At 38.3% G+C, this 16,531-nt stretch carries 12 protein-coding genes and 1 pseudogene; 10 read left to right on the top strand and 3 right to left on the bottom strand.

Annotated elements, in window-relative coordinates; genetic code table 11:
* Positions 1-407: 407 nt before the first annotated feature.
* On the bottom strand, positions 408-1,394 hold the full coding sequence (locus B9P78_RS07315; protein WP_094518841.1) for an aldo/keto reductase: 987 nt from the start codon (positions 1,392-1,394) through the stop codon (positions 408-410).
* A gap of 12 nt (positions 1,395-1,406) precedes the next feature.
* Positions 1,407-2,242, bottom strand: a pseudogene (locus B9P78_RS07310) (Cof-type HAD-IIB family hydrolase).
* A 194-nt stretch (positions 2,243-2,436) separates the two neighbouring features.
* Here B9P78_RS07310 and licT point away from each other — a divergent pair.
* The 6 genes from licT (at position 2,437) to B9P78_RS07280 (ending at position 9,078) form a co-directional block, all read left to right on the top strand.
* On the top strand, positions 2,437-3,270 hold the full coding sequence (gene licT, locus B9P78_RS07305) for a BglG family transcription antiterminator LicT (protein ID WP_158520584.1): 834 nt from the start codon (positions 2,437-2,439) through the stop codon (positions 3,268-3,270).
* A gap of 137 nt (positions 3,271-3,407) precedes the next feature.
* Positions 3,408-4,850, top strand: a complete 1,443-nt coding sequence (locus B9P78_RS07300) for a 6-phospho-beta-glucosidase (RefSeq protein WP_094518839.1) — start codon at positions 3,408-3,410, stop codon at positions 4,848-4,850.
* Between the two features lie 316 nt (positions 4,851-5,166).
* Positions 5,167-6,561: a L,D-transpeptidase family protein gene (locus B9P78_RS07295; RefSeq protein WP_094518838.1), complete on the top strand. Its 1,395-nt coding sequence runs from the start codon at positions 5,167-5,169 to the stop codon at positions 6,559-6,561.
* A gap of 182 nt (positions 6,562-6,743) precedes the next feature.
* Positions 6,744-7,487, top strand: coding sequence for a methionine ABC transporter ATP-binding protein (locus tag B9P78_RS07290; protein ID WP_094518837.1), 744 nt, complete (start codon positions 6,744-6,746; stop codon positions 7,485-7,487).
* Complete coding sequence (locus tag B9P78_RS07285) at positions 7,480-8,163, top strand: methionine ABC transporter permease (RefSeq protein WP_094518836.1); 684 nt, start codon at positions 7,480-7,482, stop codon at positions 8,161-8,163. Before B9P78_RS07290 ends, B9P78_RS07285 begins: the two co-directional genes overlap by 8 nt.
* 45 nt (positions 8,164-8,208) lie before the next feature.
* Positions 8,209-9,078 carry a MetQ/NlpA family ABC transporter substrate-binding protein gene (locus tag B9P78_RS07280; RefSeq protein ID WP_094518835.1) on the top strand — a complete coding sequence of 290 codons (870 nt, stop codon included), beginning with the start codon at positions 8,209-8,211 and terminating at the stop codon, positions 9,076-9,078.
* A 278-nt stretch (positions 9,079-9,356) separates the two neighbouring features.
* On the opposite strand, the gene B9P78_RS07275 is transcribed toward B9P78_RS07280, so the two are convergent.
* Complete coding sequence (locus B9P78_RS07275) at positions 9,357-10,472, bottom strand: hypothetical protein (RefSeq protein ID WP_233487778.1); 1,116 nt, start codon at positions 10,470-10,472, stop codon at positions 9,357-9,359.
* A gap of 218 nt (positions 10,473-10,690) precedes the next feature.
* On the opposite strand from B9P78_RS07275, the gene trmL reads away from it, so the two are divergent.
* From trmL to B9P78_RS07255, 4 genes are all read left to right on the top strand, one after another.
* Positions 10,691-11,206 (top strand): tRNA (uridine(34)/cytosine(34)/5-carboxymethylaminomethyluridine(34)-2'-O)-methyltransferase TrmL, encoded by a 516-nt coding sequence (gene trmL / locus B9P78_RS07270; RefSeq protein ID WP_094518834.1) that lies wholly within the window; start codon positions 10,691-10,693, stop codon positions 11,204-11,206.
* Positions 11,207-11,356: 150 nt separating this feature from the next.
* Positions 11,357-13,117 carry a DUF4153 domain-containing protein gene (locus B9P78_RS07265; RefSeq protein WP_158520583.1) on the top strand — a complete coding sequence of 587 codons (1,761 nt, stop codon included), beginning with the start codon at positions 11,357-11,359 and terminating at the stop codon, positions 13,115-13,117.
* 627 nt (positions 13,118-13,744) lie between these two features.
* Positions 13,745-15,856: a transglycosylase domain-containing protein gene (locus B9P78_RS07260; RefSeq protein WP_094518832.1), complete on the top strand. Its 2,112-nt coding sequence runs from the start codon at positions 13,745-13,747 to the stop codon at positions 15,854-15,856.
* A gap of 104 nt (positions 15,857-15,960) precedes the next feature.
* On the top strand, positions 15,961-16,326 hold the full coding sequence (locus B9P78_RS07255) for a YlbF family regulator (protein WP_233487777.1): 366 nt from the start codon (positions 15,961-15,963) through the stop codon (positions 16,324-16,326).
* Positions 16,327-16,531 lie beyond the last annotated feature (205 nt).

Genomic DNA, 16,531 nt, shown 5'->3' with positions numbered 1-16,531 from the left:
CTTTTTACTCAAAATGCCCACTCCCTTCTGTATAACGCAAATAAAGTATACCGAAAAATTGCATAAAAATAACCCGAAAACTAACAACACTCTTTTTCTGAGCGTTCAGTTTTCGGGTAGAGATTCAAGGCCTCAAAAAAGGCGTACACAATTCTAAATAAGAGATGTGTACGCCTTTTACTTTGAAAAAATTCTTATAAATTCTGATTGAAATATATCATGGGAACAGGCTAAAGGACTGAAAGTGTAGTTCCTTAGCCGTGAAAGAGGATGAAATCGAGACCTTGGATCGATTTCAGATTGAAAGACCTTGGCTTTCAATGGTCCCACGGCTCACAAGGCACGTACACTATAAGGACGAAAAACCGATGATTTTAATCTTTTGTCCCAGCCTTATGCTATTTTCATTAATGATTATTTGCCATCACACCAACTAGTGGATGTGGTGTATATAGTTCTTCGAGATAGTGGATATCTGCTTCGCTTAATTTAAGGGATACTGCGTTCACAGCACCATCTATATGATGCGGTTTGGTGGCACCTACAATTGGTGCGGCAACTTTGGTCAATAACCAAGTTAAGGATACTTCGGTCATTGATACTTGGTATTTTTCGGCGATTTTGCTGACACGTTGTACGATGGCATCGTCTTGGTCAGCGCTAGCTGCATACTTGGATTTTGCAATTTGATCTGATGCTAGTCGCGTACTTTGTGCGCCAGGCAGTCTAGAAAGACGACCAGATGCAAGGGCAGAATATGGTGTTAAAGCAATATTATTTTCACTAGCAAAAGGATTCATTTCGCGTTCTTCTTCGCGGAAAATGAGGTTGTAATGTCCTTGGATGGAAATGAATTGACTTTGATGATGATGTTTGGCATAGGCATTTGCTGTAGCGATTTGGTAGGCATAGGCATTTGAGATACCGATGTATCTTGTTTTTCCAGCTTTCACCATTGCATCAAGGGCATCCATAATTTCTTCCATCGGGGTATGATAGTCCCACATATGGTAGATATATAGGTCAACATAGTCCATACCTAAGTGGTCAAGACTAGCATTTAAAGACTGTTCAATATGTTCGCGTGCAGTGACATTATTGGCACGCTCTTCCTCAGTACGAGGCATGAATTTGGTTGCTACAACGATATCTTCGCGGTTGGCAAACAGTGCGAGTGCCTTACCTAGATACATCTCACTTGTACCTTCAGCATAAGAAATTGCTGTATCGAAGAAATTGATACCAGCTTTAAGGGCTTGTTGCACAATGTCGTTGGTAGCCTCTTGGTCAAGTATCCATGAATGTAAGCCTTTTGTGTTATCACCAAAGCCCATACAACCTAAACAAATACGAGAAACGGAAAGATCAGAATTGTCTAGTTGAATATATTCCATTTGGGAAACCTCCTAGATAAAATTGAAGTGTTTGAATGCATTATATAAACCATCATCATCAACTGCATCGGTGATATAGTCAGCAGCAGCTTTAATTTCCTCGCCACCATTGCCCATAGCTACACCAATTTCACATAGTTCAAACATTGGTAAATCAACTTTAGCATCACCGAAGGCAACTGTATCTTTTTTATCGACATTAAGATGATTAAGTAATTGTTGGATGGCTGTTTGTTTATTGATGTTTGGCAGGGCAACATCACCAAATAAGGCTTTCTCACCAACGCCCCCCCATGTACCAACATGATAATCGCTAAAATATTCTTTGGCGGCTAAATAATCGTCGTAATCATTTAAAATAAAGGAAATCTTATTGACGTCATCACGATATGGATCATGACCAAATAACATTTCTGGGAAGGCACCACGAATAGTAGCTTCTTCTGGATGGTCTTGGCCTTTATAGGCTATGTATCTTTGATTGTTTGTTTCCCACGTTCTTCAAAATTTTCTGAAGCATATAAACCTGAATTTGATTCTATATAGAATTCTAAATTACGAGATGTTAACCAGTCCACAATAGCAGTTGTTTGGTCTAAGTTCAAATGTTTATGATATAGCACTTGGTCACCTAGTTCGATGTAGTTACCATTACCGCCAATATAACCATCAAAACCAATAGCCAAAATTTCTTCGTACATTTCAGCTTTAGAACGGCCGGTTACGGTATATACTTTGTGGCCATTTGCTTGTGCATGTTGAATGGCATCAACTGCAGATTGCGGTAAGATATTTTCGTACGAAACTAATGTACCATCCACGTCCAGAAAAATATGTTTAGTTGTCATTTATTAAAATCTCCTTTATTATCAATCTATAATATAAAGCGGTTTCATTCATCTTCATATTACTTTAATAAAATCATTTCGTCAAATTGTATGGGTCTTATTTATTCATGAGGTAGATATTTCAATATATACAATATAAAATGGTATTCTATGGAGGAATAGAAATCTGCGAGTGAAAGTGTGTGAACGGCGAAATGGAAATTATTAAAGTTTTTAATAATAATGCAGTCCTAGCCATCGACAACGAGAAAGAGGAAGTTGTGGTGATGGGTAAGGGGATTGGTTTCGGCAAACGTTCTGGGGACGAATTTGACGATAATTTGATTGAAAAAGTGTTTAAGGAAAATGCTGTAGATGATACTTTTCAGGAATTATTTGTGGAATTGTCATCTGGTGAAGTAACAAGTATTCTTGAGATTGTAAAGCATGCGGAAAAAGTGCTGGATCAAGATTTTATGTCGAATATATATGTTACTTTAGCCGACCATATTCATTTTGCCATCGAACGCTATAAACAAGATTTACCATTAACCAATCCCTTAGCTTGGGATGTGAAAAGATTATTCAATGAAGAATATCAGGTTGGTAAAGATGCGTTGGATATTGTTGAAAAGCATGTCGGGATTCGCTTACCTACCAATGAAGCCGCATCGATTGCCTTGCATTTGATAAATACGCGCAAAAAAGAAGGTCGCATGAATAAGACAGTGGCAGCTGTGCGAATCGTGTCTAGTATTTTGGATATTGTCCAATATCATTTTGGGCATGAATTTGACGAAGATACATTGGCTTATAGTCGTTTTGTGACACATTTACAATTCTTCTCCCATAGAGTTTTAAATGGCGAAGTCAGTAATGATGGCGAAGCTTTCTTGTATGATCAAGTTTCTATGTCGTACCCAGATGCTATGGCTTGTGCCAAAAAAATTGGCGTCTATATTGAAAATTCATATGCCTACAAAGTTTCAAAAGAGGAACTTGTATATTTAACGATTCATATTCAAAAAATCATTCAAAAGAATATTTAATAGAACATTTAACAAAATATTTCATTAAATATTGAAAACGTTTGCTATTTTACGTGCATTTTTGTGTGGATACGATATAATTAGATGGTAATAATTAACCAATACATTAAATTTTGAGAACCGAGAGGAGTAATCATATGGCTAGAAAATTTCCTGAAGGCTTTTTATGGGGCGGTGCAACTGCCGCAAATCAATTAGAAGGTGGCTATCTTGAAGGTGGTAAAGGCTTAACAAGTGTGGATTTAATTCCCCATGGTGAGCAACGTTTTCCAGTAGCACTTGGTGAGTTGCATTATAGCGAAGTAAAAGAGGGATCATTTTTCCCATCTCACGAAGCAATTGATTTCTATTCGCACTATAAAGAAGATATTGCTTTGTTTGCTGAAATGGGCTTGAAGTCTTATCGCTTCTCTATGGCTTGGTCTCGTATCTTCCCTACAGGTTTTGAAACAGAACCGAACGAAGAAGGCTTACAGTTCTATGAAAATGTGATTGATGAATTATTGAAATATGATATCGAACCAATTGTCACAATCAACCACTTTGATGTACCTAAAACGTTGATTGACGAATATGGTTCATGGCGTGATCGTCGTATGGTTGATTTATTTGTTAACTATGCTAGTGCCTTATTCAATCGTTTTAAAGGTAAGGTGAAATACTGGATTTCATTCAATGAAATCAACATGTTATTACATTTACCATTCATGGGTGCGGGTATTTATTTGGGCGACTTGAAGGAAGAAGAGCGCAATCAAGTGCTTTATTCTGCAGCACATCATGAATTATTAGCCTCTGCAAAAATTACTAAAGTTTTACATGAAATTGATCCTGAAGCAAAAATGGGTTCAATGCTTGCGGCAGGTGAATACTATCCATACTCTGCAAATCCTCAAGATGTTTGGGAAGCGAACTTGGATAACCGCGACAACTTCTTCTTTATTGATGTTCAAGCAGGTGGAGAATACCCTGAGTGGGCAAAAATCAAATTTGAAGAAGAAGGCATTGATATTGGTATTACTGAAAAAGATAAAGAGATTTTGCGTGATAATACTGTCGACTACATTACCTTCTCTTACTACGCAAGTCGCGTATCTAAAGCTGACTTATCAGATGTAGAAGTAGATTCTGGTAATGCCTTCCACGGTGCGAAAAATCCATATCTAGAAGTATCTGAATGGGGTTGGGCAATTGATCCGTTAGGTTTACGCATAACGATGAATGGTCTTTGGGATCGTTACCGTAAACCATTGTTTATTGTTGAAAATGGTTTAGGTGCGAAAGATACAGTTGAAGCGGATGGTTCTATTAATGACGATTACCGTATCAACTATTTGAAGGCTCATATCAACGCTTTCATGGATGCCGTTGAACAAGATGGTATTCCTTTACTTGGTTACACACCTTGGGGAATCATCGATTTAGTATCTGCATCTACAGGTGAAATGTCTAAACGTTATGGTTTAATTTACGTTGACCGCCAAGATGATGGATCAGGTGATTTAAGCCGTTCTAAGAAAAAATCATTTGGTTGGTATAAAGAAGTTATCGAGACTAACGGACAAGCAGCTCGAAAATAATAGCGTGCGACAAAAACCGTTGAGTGCGACAAGGGGCGATTAGATTTTTCTGAAACGCAGTCAATTCTGGTTTTTGAAACAGGTTTGAATAGAGTGTGACAAAAACCGCTAAGAATTGAAACTTACCAGTGATTGGTGAAAATGAAGATAGAGAAGTTGGGGAGACTCAACTTCTCTTTTTGTTTATACTGGAAAAATTTGGCACTATTCTTTTGATAAAATTAACTAAAATGTGATAAATATTACAGAAATGTTACGGGAATTAGGGTATACTAGATTAAAGCACTAACATTGTACGGTAATAGGAGGCAAATATATGAAGAAAGTTATTACATGGGTTATTGGGTCACTGGTTGGATTGATTTTGATTGGTTATGGGGTAGGTGTGTATTATTATCAATCGCATTTTTTACCTAACACGGTTGTGGCTGGTGTGAATTTAAGCGGTAAGACGGAGTCGGAGGCTGAAGAGGCTTTGACGTCACAGGAGAATGACACTAGTTTATCTTTAGTGGAAAACGGGCAAGAGCTTGCAACAGTAAATTTAGCTGAAGCGGGTTTTTCTCCTGTTATTGAACCGCAATTAGGCCAATTTTTGGACCAACAATCAAGTTGGACTTGGCCAGTAACACTTGTAGAAGGTGTGCTTGCGCCATCTGAGGTTAAGCAATTGGCGTTAGATTGGCAAGTCGATGAAGATACTTTCCAAAAATATTTTGCTTCTTTACCTCTAGATCAAACGAATAGAACGGCTTCTGCCAATGCACAAGTGGTTTTAAATGATGAGACTAAAGCAGTTGAAGTGGTTGCGGAAAAACAAGGAAATACTGTTTCAGCAAAATCGTTGGCAGATACCATTATGGCTAAAGCTGCTACTGGTGAAACAACTGTTGACTTGAAAGAAGCATATGAAAAACCAGCTGTCGTAAGTGATAGTAAAGAGATTCAAACGGCTAAAGCTGAAATTGAGAAAATTTTGAATGCCGAAATCAGCATGCAAATTGAAAATCAAGAAGTTGAGGTGCCAAGTGAAACGATTGCTTCATGGATTTCTATGGATGAAGCGGGTGAGGTGCAAGTGGACAAAGATGCCATTGATGCATATCTTCTTGATTGGAATGTAAACAATGCTGCATTGAACCAAAAACATGAGTTTCAATCAACTGCGTCAGGTACGGTAACGGTAGACCCAGGTATCTATGGATGGTACATCAACCGTGAATTTGCAACAGATGAGTTGGCTGATATCGTATTAGCTGGTGAAGACACAGATTACCAACCTAGTATTGGTGGCGAAGGCTACAATACGGACAGTTATTTTGGCAATTCTTATATTGAAGTGGATTTAACGAAACAAAAAATGTTTGTGTATGTAGATGGGGTGCAGCAAATTGCAACTGATATTGTCTCTGGAAATATTGGTACATCAACCGTTCCAGGTGCATATGCAGTATGGGATAAACAGACACCTTCCGTCTTAAAAGGCTACAATCCACGTACTGAGAAGAATTACGAGCAACCAGTAGAATACTGGATGCCATTTGATTACACAGGACAAGGTGTACATGATGCAAACTGGCAATCAACTTTTGGTGGCGATGTCTATTTACAACGTGGATCACTTGGTTGTATTAATACACCACCAGCAATGATGGCGCAAGTGTTCGAAACAGCGTATGTCGGAATGCCGGTAATTGTATTCCAAGCATAAAGCATATTTTTGAAGTAAGGCAGTTTCCTCTTTTTAAGGAAACTGCCTATTTTGTTGGCAAAAAATAAACAGTTATATAACAGAGTGTTTCTAAAAATATAACAGATAATTGTTGTAGACATGATGTTTGAAACCTGTTAATATGATACACATAGAATATGATTTGGTGGTGATATGAACAGATGATTGAATTTAAACAAGTATCAAAAATATTTCAATCGGATGAAGGACAAGTCAATGCTTTAAAAAATGTCGAGGTATCTATTCACGACCATGAAGTTTTTGGTTTAGTTGGGGAGAGTGGTGCTGGTAAATCAACCATGCTCCGTTTTGTGAATGCATTGGAACAGCCAACATCTGGTGAAGTAATAGTAGATGGCATCAAGGTGAATGATCTTAAGGGCAAAGACCTAAGAAATTATCGAAAAAATATCGGCATGGTATTTCAACAATTTAATTTACTGAATAATAAAACTGTCGCTGAGAACGTTGCCTTACCTCTTTCATTACATAAATATGAAAGCGTATTAACGGTCGATGAGGTGTTAGATTTTGTAGGTTTAGCGGACAAGAAAAACCAGTATCCTAGTCAATTATCCGGGGGTCAAAAACAGCGTGTTGGTATTGCTAGAGCATTGATCACGAGACCGACAATTCTTTTAGCGGATGAACCTACATCAGCCTTAGATACGAGTACAACGAAAGAAATTGTGGATGTGTTGAAAGCAGCTCATGAAGCGTACCAAGTGACCATGATTGTGGTGACGCATGAACTAGAGGTCATTAAAGCTTTATGTGAACGTGCCGCTATTCTAGAAGATGGTGAAATTACACAAATTCTAGATATTGCACCACCCCAAGAAGGGAAAAAGGTACAACAAACCTACGCACAACATGTAATGGAGGTGCTTGGTGGACATGAATAATCTACAGATTTACTGGGAACGGTTAATCGAATTTACCCCAGATATTATTGAGAGTCTTGGTCAAACGGGCATTATGATGGGGTCTGCTATGGTAGCTGCCATTGTATTGGGGTTACCTTTGGGAACGGTATTATTTTTGACTAATGAAGGTAATCCACGAGCAAATAAAGACAGTTATCAAATTTTATCGACTTTGGTGAATATCATCCGGTCGTTTCCATTCTTACTGTTAGTTGTATCGATGCAACCGATTATTCGAGCAGTATACGGGCGTGCCACCGGCGATCCAGTCGCGGCATCTTTCCCCATGATGGTCATCGCGATTGCCTTGTACGCACGTTTTGTGGAACAGTCGTTAATGGATGTTGATCGTGGTGTACTTGAAACGGCAGATGCAATGGGGGCAACGACTTGGCAATTGGTGACAAAGTTCTTATTTGTTGAGGCAAAATCTTCATTGATTATTGGCTATACAACAGCGTTTGTGAGTTACATCTCCTATTCAACCATTATGGGCGTTGTAGGAGGAGGAGGTATCGGTGACTTCGCAATACGTTATGGTTACCAACGTTATGAGACGGATATGATGTATACAGCAATCATCATTATTATTGTGATTGTACAATTGTGCCAATGGTTTGGTTTTAAATTGGCACGAAAAGTGGATCATCGTTAGTTTTTACAAAAATTGGGTATAAAATTATAAGGAGTGTATGGAAAAATGAAGAAATGGCAATTGTTTACTGGGGTGTTTACAACAGCAATGTTATTAGCAGCCTGTGGAAATGGCAATGAGGCAACGGAAGCGTCGTCAACTGCAAGTTCAAGTGAATCTGTTACGGAAACAGCAAGCTCAGAAGATACAGTGATCAAAGTGGCTTCACATACAACACCAATGACTGATATCGTTGAAATTGCTGCAAGTGTGGTTGAAGAACCATATACGATTGAATTGGTCGAAGTGTCAGATAACATTCAATATAATGAAGCGGTTTTTAATGATGAAGCAGATGCAAACTTTGCGCAACACGAGCCTTTTATGCAAGTGTTTAACGAAGAACGTGGTGCTGATCTAGTGGCCATTCAACCAATCTATAATGCAGTTGTTGGTTTTTATGCACCAGAATATGAAACAATTGATGATATTGAAGATGGGGCAGAAGTAGCGATTCCGAGTGATGCTACCAATGAAGCGCGTGCCTTACATATCTTAGATGCACAAGGTTTGATTGATGTTCCGGATGAAACCTTTGTGACGGTTGATGATATTACATCTAATACCAAGAATTTAACTTTTACGTCTGTTGATTTGTTAAATTTAAATGCAGCTTATCAAGATGGGGTGGACCTAGTGTTTAACTATCCAACATACATCGCTGAGATTGACTTAACACCAGCAGATGCAATTTTCCTTGAAGAAGATGATACCAATCGATTCGCAGTACAACTTGTCACACGTGAAGGTAATGCTGATTCAGAGAAGATTCAAGCCTTACAAAAAGCCTTCACATCTCAAGAAGTTTATGACTTCTTAGAAGAGTTAGCAGCTAAGGGACACTTAGCGCCAGCCTTTGAAGATCCTTCAAAATAAGTTGCGCATTAAAAAGGGGCTGGGACAAAAGATTAAAATCATAGATTTTTCGTCCTTACAGTGTACGTTCCTTGTGAGCCGTGGGACCATTGAAAGCCAAGGTCTTTCAATTTGAAATCGAGCCAAGGTCTCGATTTCATCCTCTTTTAACCTGTGCCCATGATATATTTCAAGCAAAATTTATAAGAATTTTTTCAAAGTAAAAGGCGTACACAACTCTTATTAAGAATTGTGTACGCCTTTTAGAGGCCTTTTGTCCCAGCCTTTTTTAGTGTCGATTATCGCTTATATTGACGATGCATTTGAATGAATTTACCAATCATAATGAATAGAAAGACAATTCCGAAATAGCCAGATACGACATATACAATATTAACCAATTGATCAAAAGGTAAGAATAAACCGATAAGTGTGGCAATTAGCCCAATAAGTGCAGTAATCCATTTATGCGTTTTTGTACCTTCTATAGCGACACTAGATGCTACGTTCCATAACATTGCAACTATGGTCGTATAAATGGCTAGCATGATGATGACAATAAATAGATAGGAAACTATAGGGTGGATATCATTAGCAATGATCAAAGAGGGTACTTGGGCACCACCAACTCGAGAAAATCCAGCCATAAAGGCAAGAAATAAAATGAGAATTCCCGCTGCGTAAATGCCTGATGATAAAAGGGCTGCAGCTTTTGTTTCTTTTATTTGATTTGCATGGGTCCCTGTTTGTGCAAGGAATCCGGCGTTTAGCATGATAATCAAACCAACATAATTTAGGGCCGAAATCAGCCAGTTTCCTGAAGCAGCGTGAATTGTGTCATTGGCAAGGGCTGCATTTACTAATTGATCTGCCTGATCTAGGTTTCCTTGATACATAAACAAACCAATAAATCCGAGTATGATTGCAATCACAGCTATGACTGGGCCAATATTACCAAGTATATTGGTTAATTTTTCAAGGCCTAACATGACCGTTCCAGCTGACAGGATGTACATAATCCCTGAACCAACGATGACAGGAATGCCAAATTGTTGGTGAATCGTGGCACCGGCACCTGCGACCATTACGGCATAGGTTAGGAAGAGTACGATCAGCGCTAAATACTTATAAATGGTACCGATTTTTTGACCGGCGAATATGATGAATACATCGTTTGGACTAGATAGGTCCTTTTTGCGATTTAGACCAACGCGGAAAAAGGCATAGCCCATAAATGCCACGGTAATAAATGTGGTAAGTATGCCTAGAAGACCTTGCCAGCTGTGAGCGACGAAGTATTGAATAATTTCTTGACCGGTAGCGAATCCTGAACCAATAAGACTCGCTGTCATAGCACCCGCCATAATGAATATGATATGCCAATTGTGCTTTTGTGTTGTGTTATCTACTTTCATTAGTGTTCCTTTCAGTTTCATATCTTAGCGACATGTTTTTTCCATTATCCATCATAGCAGAAGTTGACCTGTTATGTAGCAAAGCTTGCATATTTTAAGTTATTATCGATTGGCATTTGAATCATTCTGTTAATCGTTCGTATTTTAGGCTATAATCAGTAATTGATATGCGGTGGTTTTGACCCGCTAATAAATGATGAAAAGAAGGAAATAAAATTATGACAAATCATATCGTATTATTTGAACCAGAAATCCCTGCTAATACAGGCAATATTGCTAGAACATGTGCGGCTACTGATAGCCACTTACATTTGATTGAGCCATTAGGTTTCAAAACGGATGATAAACATTTAAAACGTGCCGGTCTAGATTACTGGAATGCTGTTGATATTACTTATCATGAAAATCTTGAAGCATTTATGACCTATTTGGGTGAACGTACACTATATTTAGTAACAAAATTTGCTAACCATATTTATTCAGATATATCCTTCGGTGCCAATGATCAAGATCAAGATATCTTTTTGATGTTTGGAAAAGAAACAACCGGCTTACCTGAAGAATTTATGCGAGCGCATGAAGATCAATGTATTCGTATCCCAATGGATGACACACATGTGCGTTCATTAAATCTATCAAATTGTGTGGCTCTAGTGATTTATGAAGTACAGCGCCAACAAAAATTTAACCAATTAGATCTAACGCATCACTACGAAAATGATAAATTAGATTAGGTACTAATTATTGAAAAATATATTGTCCTTTCTAGCTCCTAGTGAGTCTTCCCATTATTTAACTACCACTATTTTTTGTTATAATAATAGTATAGAAAGCGTTTTAATTAATAGAAAATGTCTATTAATGAATGGGAAGAGGTGTCGTTGATGCTTTTGATTAGACCCGCTCAAGAATTGAAAGAAACTTTGTTTCGATTCCCATTAGCAGTTTTGTTTGGTGTCCTAGCTGCAGGTTTGAATATTGTTGTAAACCACTCTGTTTCAATTAGCGATATGCGAATTTGGTCCATTGGGGTGTTCTCCAGTGTATTGGGAATTTTCCTATCTATATTGGCAGAGGTGGTTTATGAACGTTTTTGGTTTAATAAAGGACCTAAGATCAAATGGACGTTACATGCCCTGATAATTGCAAAGGTTGCTGGCTATTTTTATGTTGCTAGTAGAGATGTAGCGTTCTTTGATAGTGATCTTTTTTTCAGAACTGTCCTTGGCATAATGCTGATTAGTCTCTGTATTATTTGGATACCAACAATTCAAAATAAAACATTATATTTTACAGAAAGTTTCCGAATTTGGTTTAAATCCATTTTTGTATCCATTTTGTATGTTGGGATTTTGACTATCGGCTTATTATTAATCTTAACAGCATGGTCTACCTTAATTAGTGAGGTAGACGGTGGTTATTATATGGATGTGTTAGCAATCTGTGGATTTGTTGTATTGCCAATTCATTTGCTATCACAACAATCCTACTTTACAGCGCCTTTCACTGTGGGCGAGGGTAAAATGACGCCTGATACCAATAAAGTATTAGATATTATTTTGACCAAACTATTTATGCCAATTATTCTAATTTACACCTTGGTGATACTAGTTTACTTAGTGTTAGCGATTGATGATTGGATGGATATTCGTATTGAATATGTGATGCTGTCATATTTAGCGCTTGGATGGATGACCTTGTTTTTATTACAGGATATTGATCGTCCGTTGGTGAAGCATTTTACATGGGGATACACGGTTGCAGTTTTAATTGCATCCTTATTCCAGTTGTATCGGTCTGTGACTTATAGTGCAGTATATGGTGTGACGATTGGCCGTTATCTCATCATAGTATTTTGCTTGGTATCTGTATTGGCAGCTGTGCTATATCGTAAAAATATCAAATGGGTTCCAGTGCTTATTGCTACTGGTTTACTGATTTCAGCGGTGCCACCAGTTGATGCAATCACAACTAGTGAAAGTAGTCAAAAACTCATTTTCAATAAAATTATTCGCGAAAATCCAACTTTACTGTATGAAGATAAATTGTTTTTAACAGAGGCAAATGTCGCTGAATTATCAGAAACTGAGGTTGGACAATTGCGGCAATCAATGGAATTTATGTTGCAACAAGGCATCATAGAAGAAATGGATGTTATTCCATCAGATTTTAACGAGTATGAAGATTTGGGTCTCTTATATGAAGCTGAGGGTAACGGAAATGATGGTAAATATTACTTGAGTGCAACGCTATCTGAAGGCATGAACCCATCCGTTGCCTTAAATATTGATGGCAATGCGGAGATGGTCTTCCTATATGCAGATGCAACGGGTGCGACGAATACCTTCAATGCGGTAGGGGAAAATTTCACAACGCAAATTATTGACGGGACGCAATTATGTATCCAAGAAATTACGAGCGGTGAAGAAATGATTTTTGATTTGAAGCCAATTACTGAAATTGGGACGATGCAAAATGTAAACTTAACGGATGAAGAGGCTGTCTTTACACAAGAGTCAACTGCAAAATCCTATCGAGGTACATTGATCGTACAGAACCTTACTATTTGGCAGAATGAAAATGCCAGTGTGTTGGAAGGATCAGGTAATTTCATATTGATTATGAAAGAAATAGAAACTGAGTAAAATAATAAGGATAATCCCTAAGCTAAGCACAGGAATGTGTAAAGCATAGGGATTTTCTGTTTTATATAAAGTTTTCTAACTATACGCTTTCAGAGCGTCGGTTCTCACATCCTATAGTTGAGGGCTGACCGCTATTGCTCACATGCTATAGTTGAGTTCGGACCTCCAGTAAGCCCTGCGCTTCAGACTATATTGCGCCACACTACGTGCGTCACTGCTATAGTCTTCCACCGGTGGCTTTCTAAGCGTCGGACCTCACATCCTGTGAAGTTGAGCTCGAAAAAGCTGTCCCTTGCCCACTTCAGAATAGTTTGCGTCACATTACATGTGCCACGGCACTATTCTTCCAGTGGTTAGGGTCATGGCGCTTTTTCTCACATCCTGGGTATTTTAGTTTTTAATTATTGGTTAATTTCTCTGGTGTTTGCTTGTGTTTTATTTTTGTCCATGCAAGAATGAAGGGCGAGGCTTCGGCGGTGATTCTTTGTCGCCATGATCGATGTAATTATGACCATCAATCAAATGTATGAAAGATACTACTTAGGGCCGAAGGAACTTAGCATTTTTCTGTTAAAATATAAGTAAAATTAGGGAAATACTGAAAATGAAAAGAATAGGAAGAATACTATGCGAAATAATTTTGAATCGAATGACCATGATATTTATTCGACTGATTCAAAAGATAGCTTGTGGCAAAAATTTCGCAAGCTATGGAAGAAACTAAGGATTACAAGATGGTTGATTTTTCTTGTCTTAGCCTTTGGTTTTGTATTTGAATCATATTTATTAATCGGTGCGAAAACAACAGATATCAGTGATTTACCCGCAAAATTGCAGGTGACAACTGAATTTTACGACCAAGACGGTGCTTATGCGGGTGAGATTTCTAATGACTCGGGAACCTATGTGAGTTTAGATGAAATATCGACAACTATTCAAGATGCCGTAATTTCAACAGAGGATAAACGTTTTTACAGTCATAATGGTTTCGATATTATTGGGATTGGACGTGCCGCTTTTGGTTATGTTACGAGTGGTAATATTGTCGGAGGGGGTTCAACGATTACCCAACAATTGGTTAAAAATGCCTTCTTAGACAATGACCAATCAATTATTCGAAAACTGAAAGAACTTTTCTTGGCGTTTGAAATTGAAAAAAATTATAGCAAAGAAGAAATTCTCGAAATGTATCTAAATAATGCTTATTTCGGTAATGGTGCATACGGGGTTGAGGACGCGAGTCAGAAATACTTTGGTATGTCTGCTGCTGAATTACCAGTTGAGGATGCATCGGTGATTGCGGGTGCTTTAAAAGGCCCAACCCTTTATAATCCGGTGGATGATTATGATGCAACACTTGAACGTCGAGATACCATTCTACAATTAATGGCGGATAATGAATTTCTAACGCAGGAAGAAGCGGATGCAGCTATCGCAACGGATATGGTGCAAATGAATAATGAAATTGCTAATGATGCCTACGCGTATCCGTACTATTTCGATGCTGTCATTAATGAGGCTATCAATAAGTTTGGTTTAACTGAAGAAGACATTATGAATGGAAATTATAAAATTTATACGAATTTAAACCAAACCTATCAAACAGAAATGCAAACAACTTACGATGATACTAGCATTTTCCCAACTTCACCATCTGGGGAGCCGGCTCAGTCAGCATCAGTCATGATAGATCCGACTACAGGTGGCGTGTATGCTACAGTAGGTGGTACCGGGGAATACACCTTCAGGGGCTTTAACCGTGCCACCCAGATTGCACGTAGTCCTGCTTCAACGATTAAGCCATTATTGGTTTATGCGTTGGCCTTGGAAAATGGCTATACTGCTCAATCAGTCATTCCTGATGAAGAGATGACGTATGGCTCAGGCGAAGCTACTTATGCACCAAAAAACTGGAACTTTGAAACAGTTGGTGAAATCCTATTGTGGGATGCTGTAGCCAAATCTAAGAATACTTCAGCGGTATGGATGATGAATGAGATGGGTGTTGAAGCCTCGTTAGAGCAACTGGCGAAATTTGGTATCCCATATTCAGAGGATGATATGAACTTGACGGCTGCCCTAGGAGCCATAACACCGGGGGTATCTCCGTTGCAAATGGCTTCAGCCTATACAGCCTTTGCCAATAGTGGTGTACGTTCAGAAGGCTACTTCATTACCCGCATTGAAGATCAACAAGGTAATGTGGTGGTTGAAGAGCAAGAACCAACACAAAATCAAGCTGTAAGTGCGGAAGTAGCAGATGAAATGACTTCAATCCTCTTATCAGTTTATGATGAAGGTGGTACAGGTGCTTCAATCGAGCCAGAAGGTTATGAAGTGGCTGGTAAGACAGGTTCGAATGAAGTGCAGGAATCTACACTTGGGAATAAAGATGAGTGGGATATAGCCTACACGCCAGACTTTGTCCTAGCCACCTGGTATGGTTTTGATGAAACTACTGACGATAGTTACTTGTGGTACGGATCTGAATCAACGTCGAAAACAGCATTCTCTGCTATATTGACACCGTTACTACAAGTCAGCCCGGGTACGGCCTTTACCATCGAATCTGCCTACGCTGAATATAACCAATTGCAAGAAGCGGAAGCAGCTGCATCAGAATCCTCATCGAGTGAAGACACAAGTGGTGATGATAGCAATGACTCAGGTAATGTAATTGACAATGTCATCCAAGGTGCACAAGATTTCTTCCAAGGATTATTCGGTTCTGGCGCATAGCTAGCGAAAAGAATAAAGGGACATGGCTTTCCAAACATGGGGAAAAATGCTATATTGAAATATATAAACTGATTTAGCTATAAAGGCTATACAAATTTTGAGGAGTGAACATTTTGGCAAATATTTACGATACAATCAATCAATTAGAACGTGACATTCGTGACCAAGATACTTATAAAGATTTAGTTGCAGCTATTGCAGCATTGAAAAATGACGAGGAAGCCTACAGCATTTACAATGAATTCCGTGCATTGCAAACAAGTTTCCAATTTAAGGCACAAATGGGTCAAGAAATTACTGAAGAAGATGAAAAAAAGGCCAACGAATTACAAGAAAAATTGGCTGGCAACACAGTTATTTCTGACTTGATGAACAAAGAACGTTTATTGAACACTGTTGTTGAAGATATTAATCAAGCGGTCACTAGACCAATCAACGAAGTGTATCAAACATTAATGAACCAAGAATAATATAATTGGACCATTTTAGATGGTGATGAAGATAGGCTGGACAAAGGCCTCTAAAAAGCGTACACAATTCTTAATAAGCGTTGTGTGCGCCTTTTACTTTGAAAAAATCTTATAAATTTTGATTGAAATATATCATGGGAACAGGTTAAAGGACTGAAAGTGTAGTTCCTTAGCCGTGACAGAGGATGAAATCGAGACCTTGGCT

This window comes from Aerococcus sp. 1KP-2016, from assembly GCF_002252085.1.
Classification (GTDB): domain Bacteria; phylum Bacillota; class Bacilli; order Lactobacillales; family Aerococcaceae; genus Aerococcus.
The sequence above is the reverse complement of the archived record's forward strand: the minus strand, read 5'-3'. Positions and strand labels throughout refer to the sequence as shown.

Bases quoted from the DNA above. Each gene is read 5' to 3' on its own strand.
- B9P78_RS07315 (WP_094518841.1), bottom strand. From the start codon at position 1,394: ATGGAATATATTCAACTAGACAATTCTGATCTTTCCGTTTCTCGTATT.
- licT (WP_158520584.1), top strand. From the start codon at position 2,437: ATGGAAATTATTAAAGTTTTTAATAATAATGCAGTCCTAGCCATCGAC.
- B9P78_RS07300 (WP_094518839.1), top strand. From the start codon at position 3,408: ATGGCTAGAAAATTTCCTGAAGGCTTTTTATGGGGCGGTGCAACTGCC.
- B9P78_RS07295 (WP_094518838.1), top strand. From the start codon at position 5,167: ATGAAGAAAGTTATTACATGGGTTATTGGGTCACTGGTTGGATTGATT.
- B9P78_RS07290 (WP_094518837.1), top strand. From the start codon at position 6,744: ATGATTGAATTTAAACAAGTATCAAAAATATTTCAATCGGATGAAGGA.
- B9P78_RS07285 (WP_094518836.1), top strand. From the start codon at position 7,480: ATGAATAATCTACAGATTTACTGGGAACGGTTAATCGAATTTACCCCA.
- B9P78_RS07280 (WP_094518835.1), top strand. From the start codon at position 8,209: ATGAAGAAATGGCAATTGTTTACTGGGGTGTTTACAACAGCAATGTTA.
- B9P78_RS07275 (WP_233487778.1), bottom strand. From the start codon at position 10,472: ATGAAAGTAGATAACACAACACAAAAGCACAATTGGCATATCATATTC.
- trmL (WP_094518834.1), top strand. From the start codon at position 10,691: ATGACAAATCATATCGTATTATTTGAACCAGAAATCCCTGCTAATACA.
- B9P78_RS07265 (WP_158520583.1), top strand. From the start codon at position 11,357: ATGCTTTTGATTAGACCCGCTCAAGAATTGAAAGAAACTTTGTTTCGA.
- B9P78_RS07260 (WP_094518832.1), top strand. From the start codon at position 13,745: ATGCGAAATAATTTTGAATCGAATGACCATGATATTTATTCGACTGAT.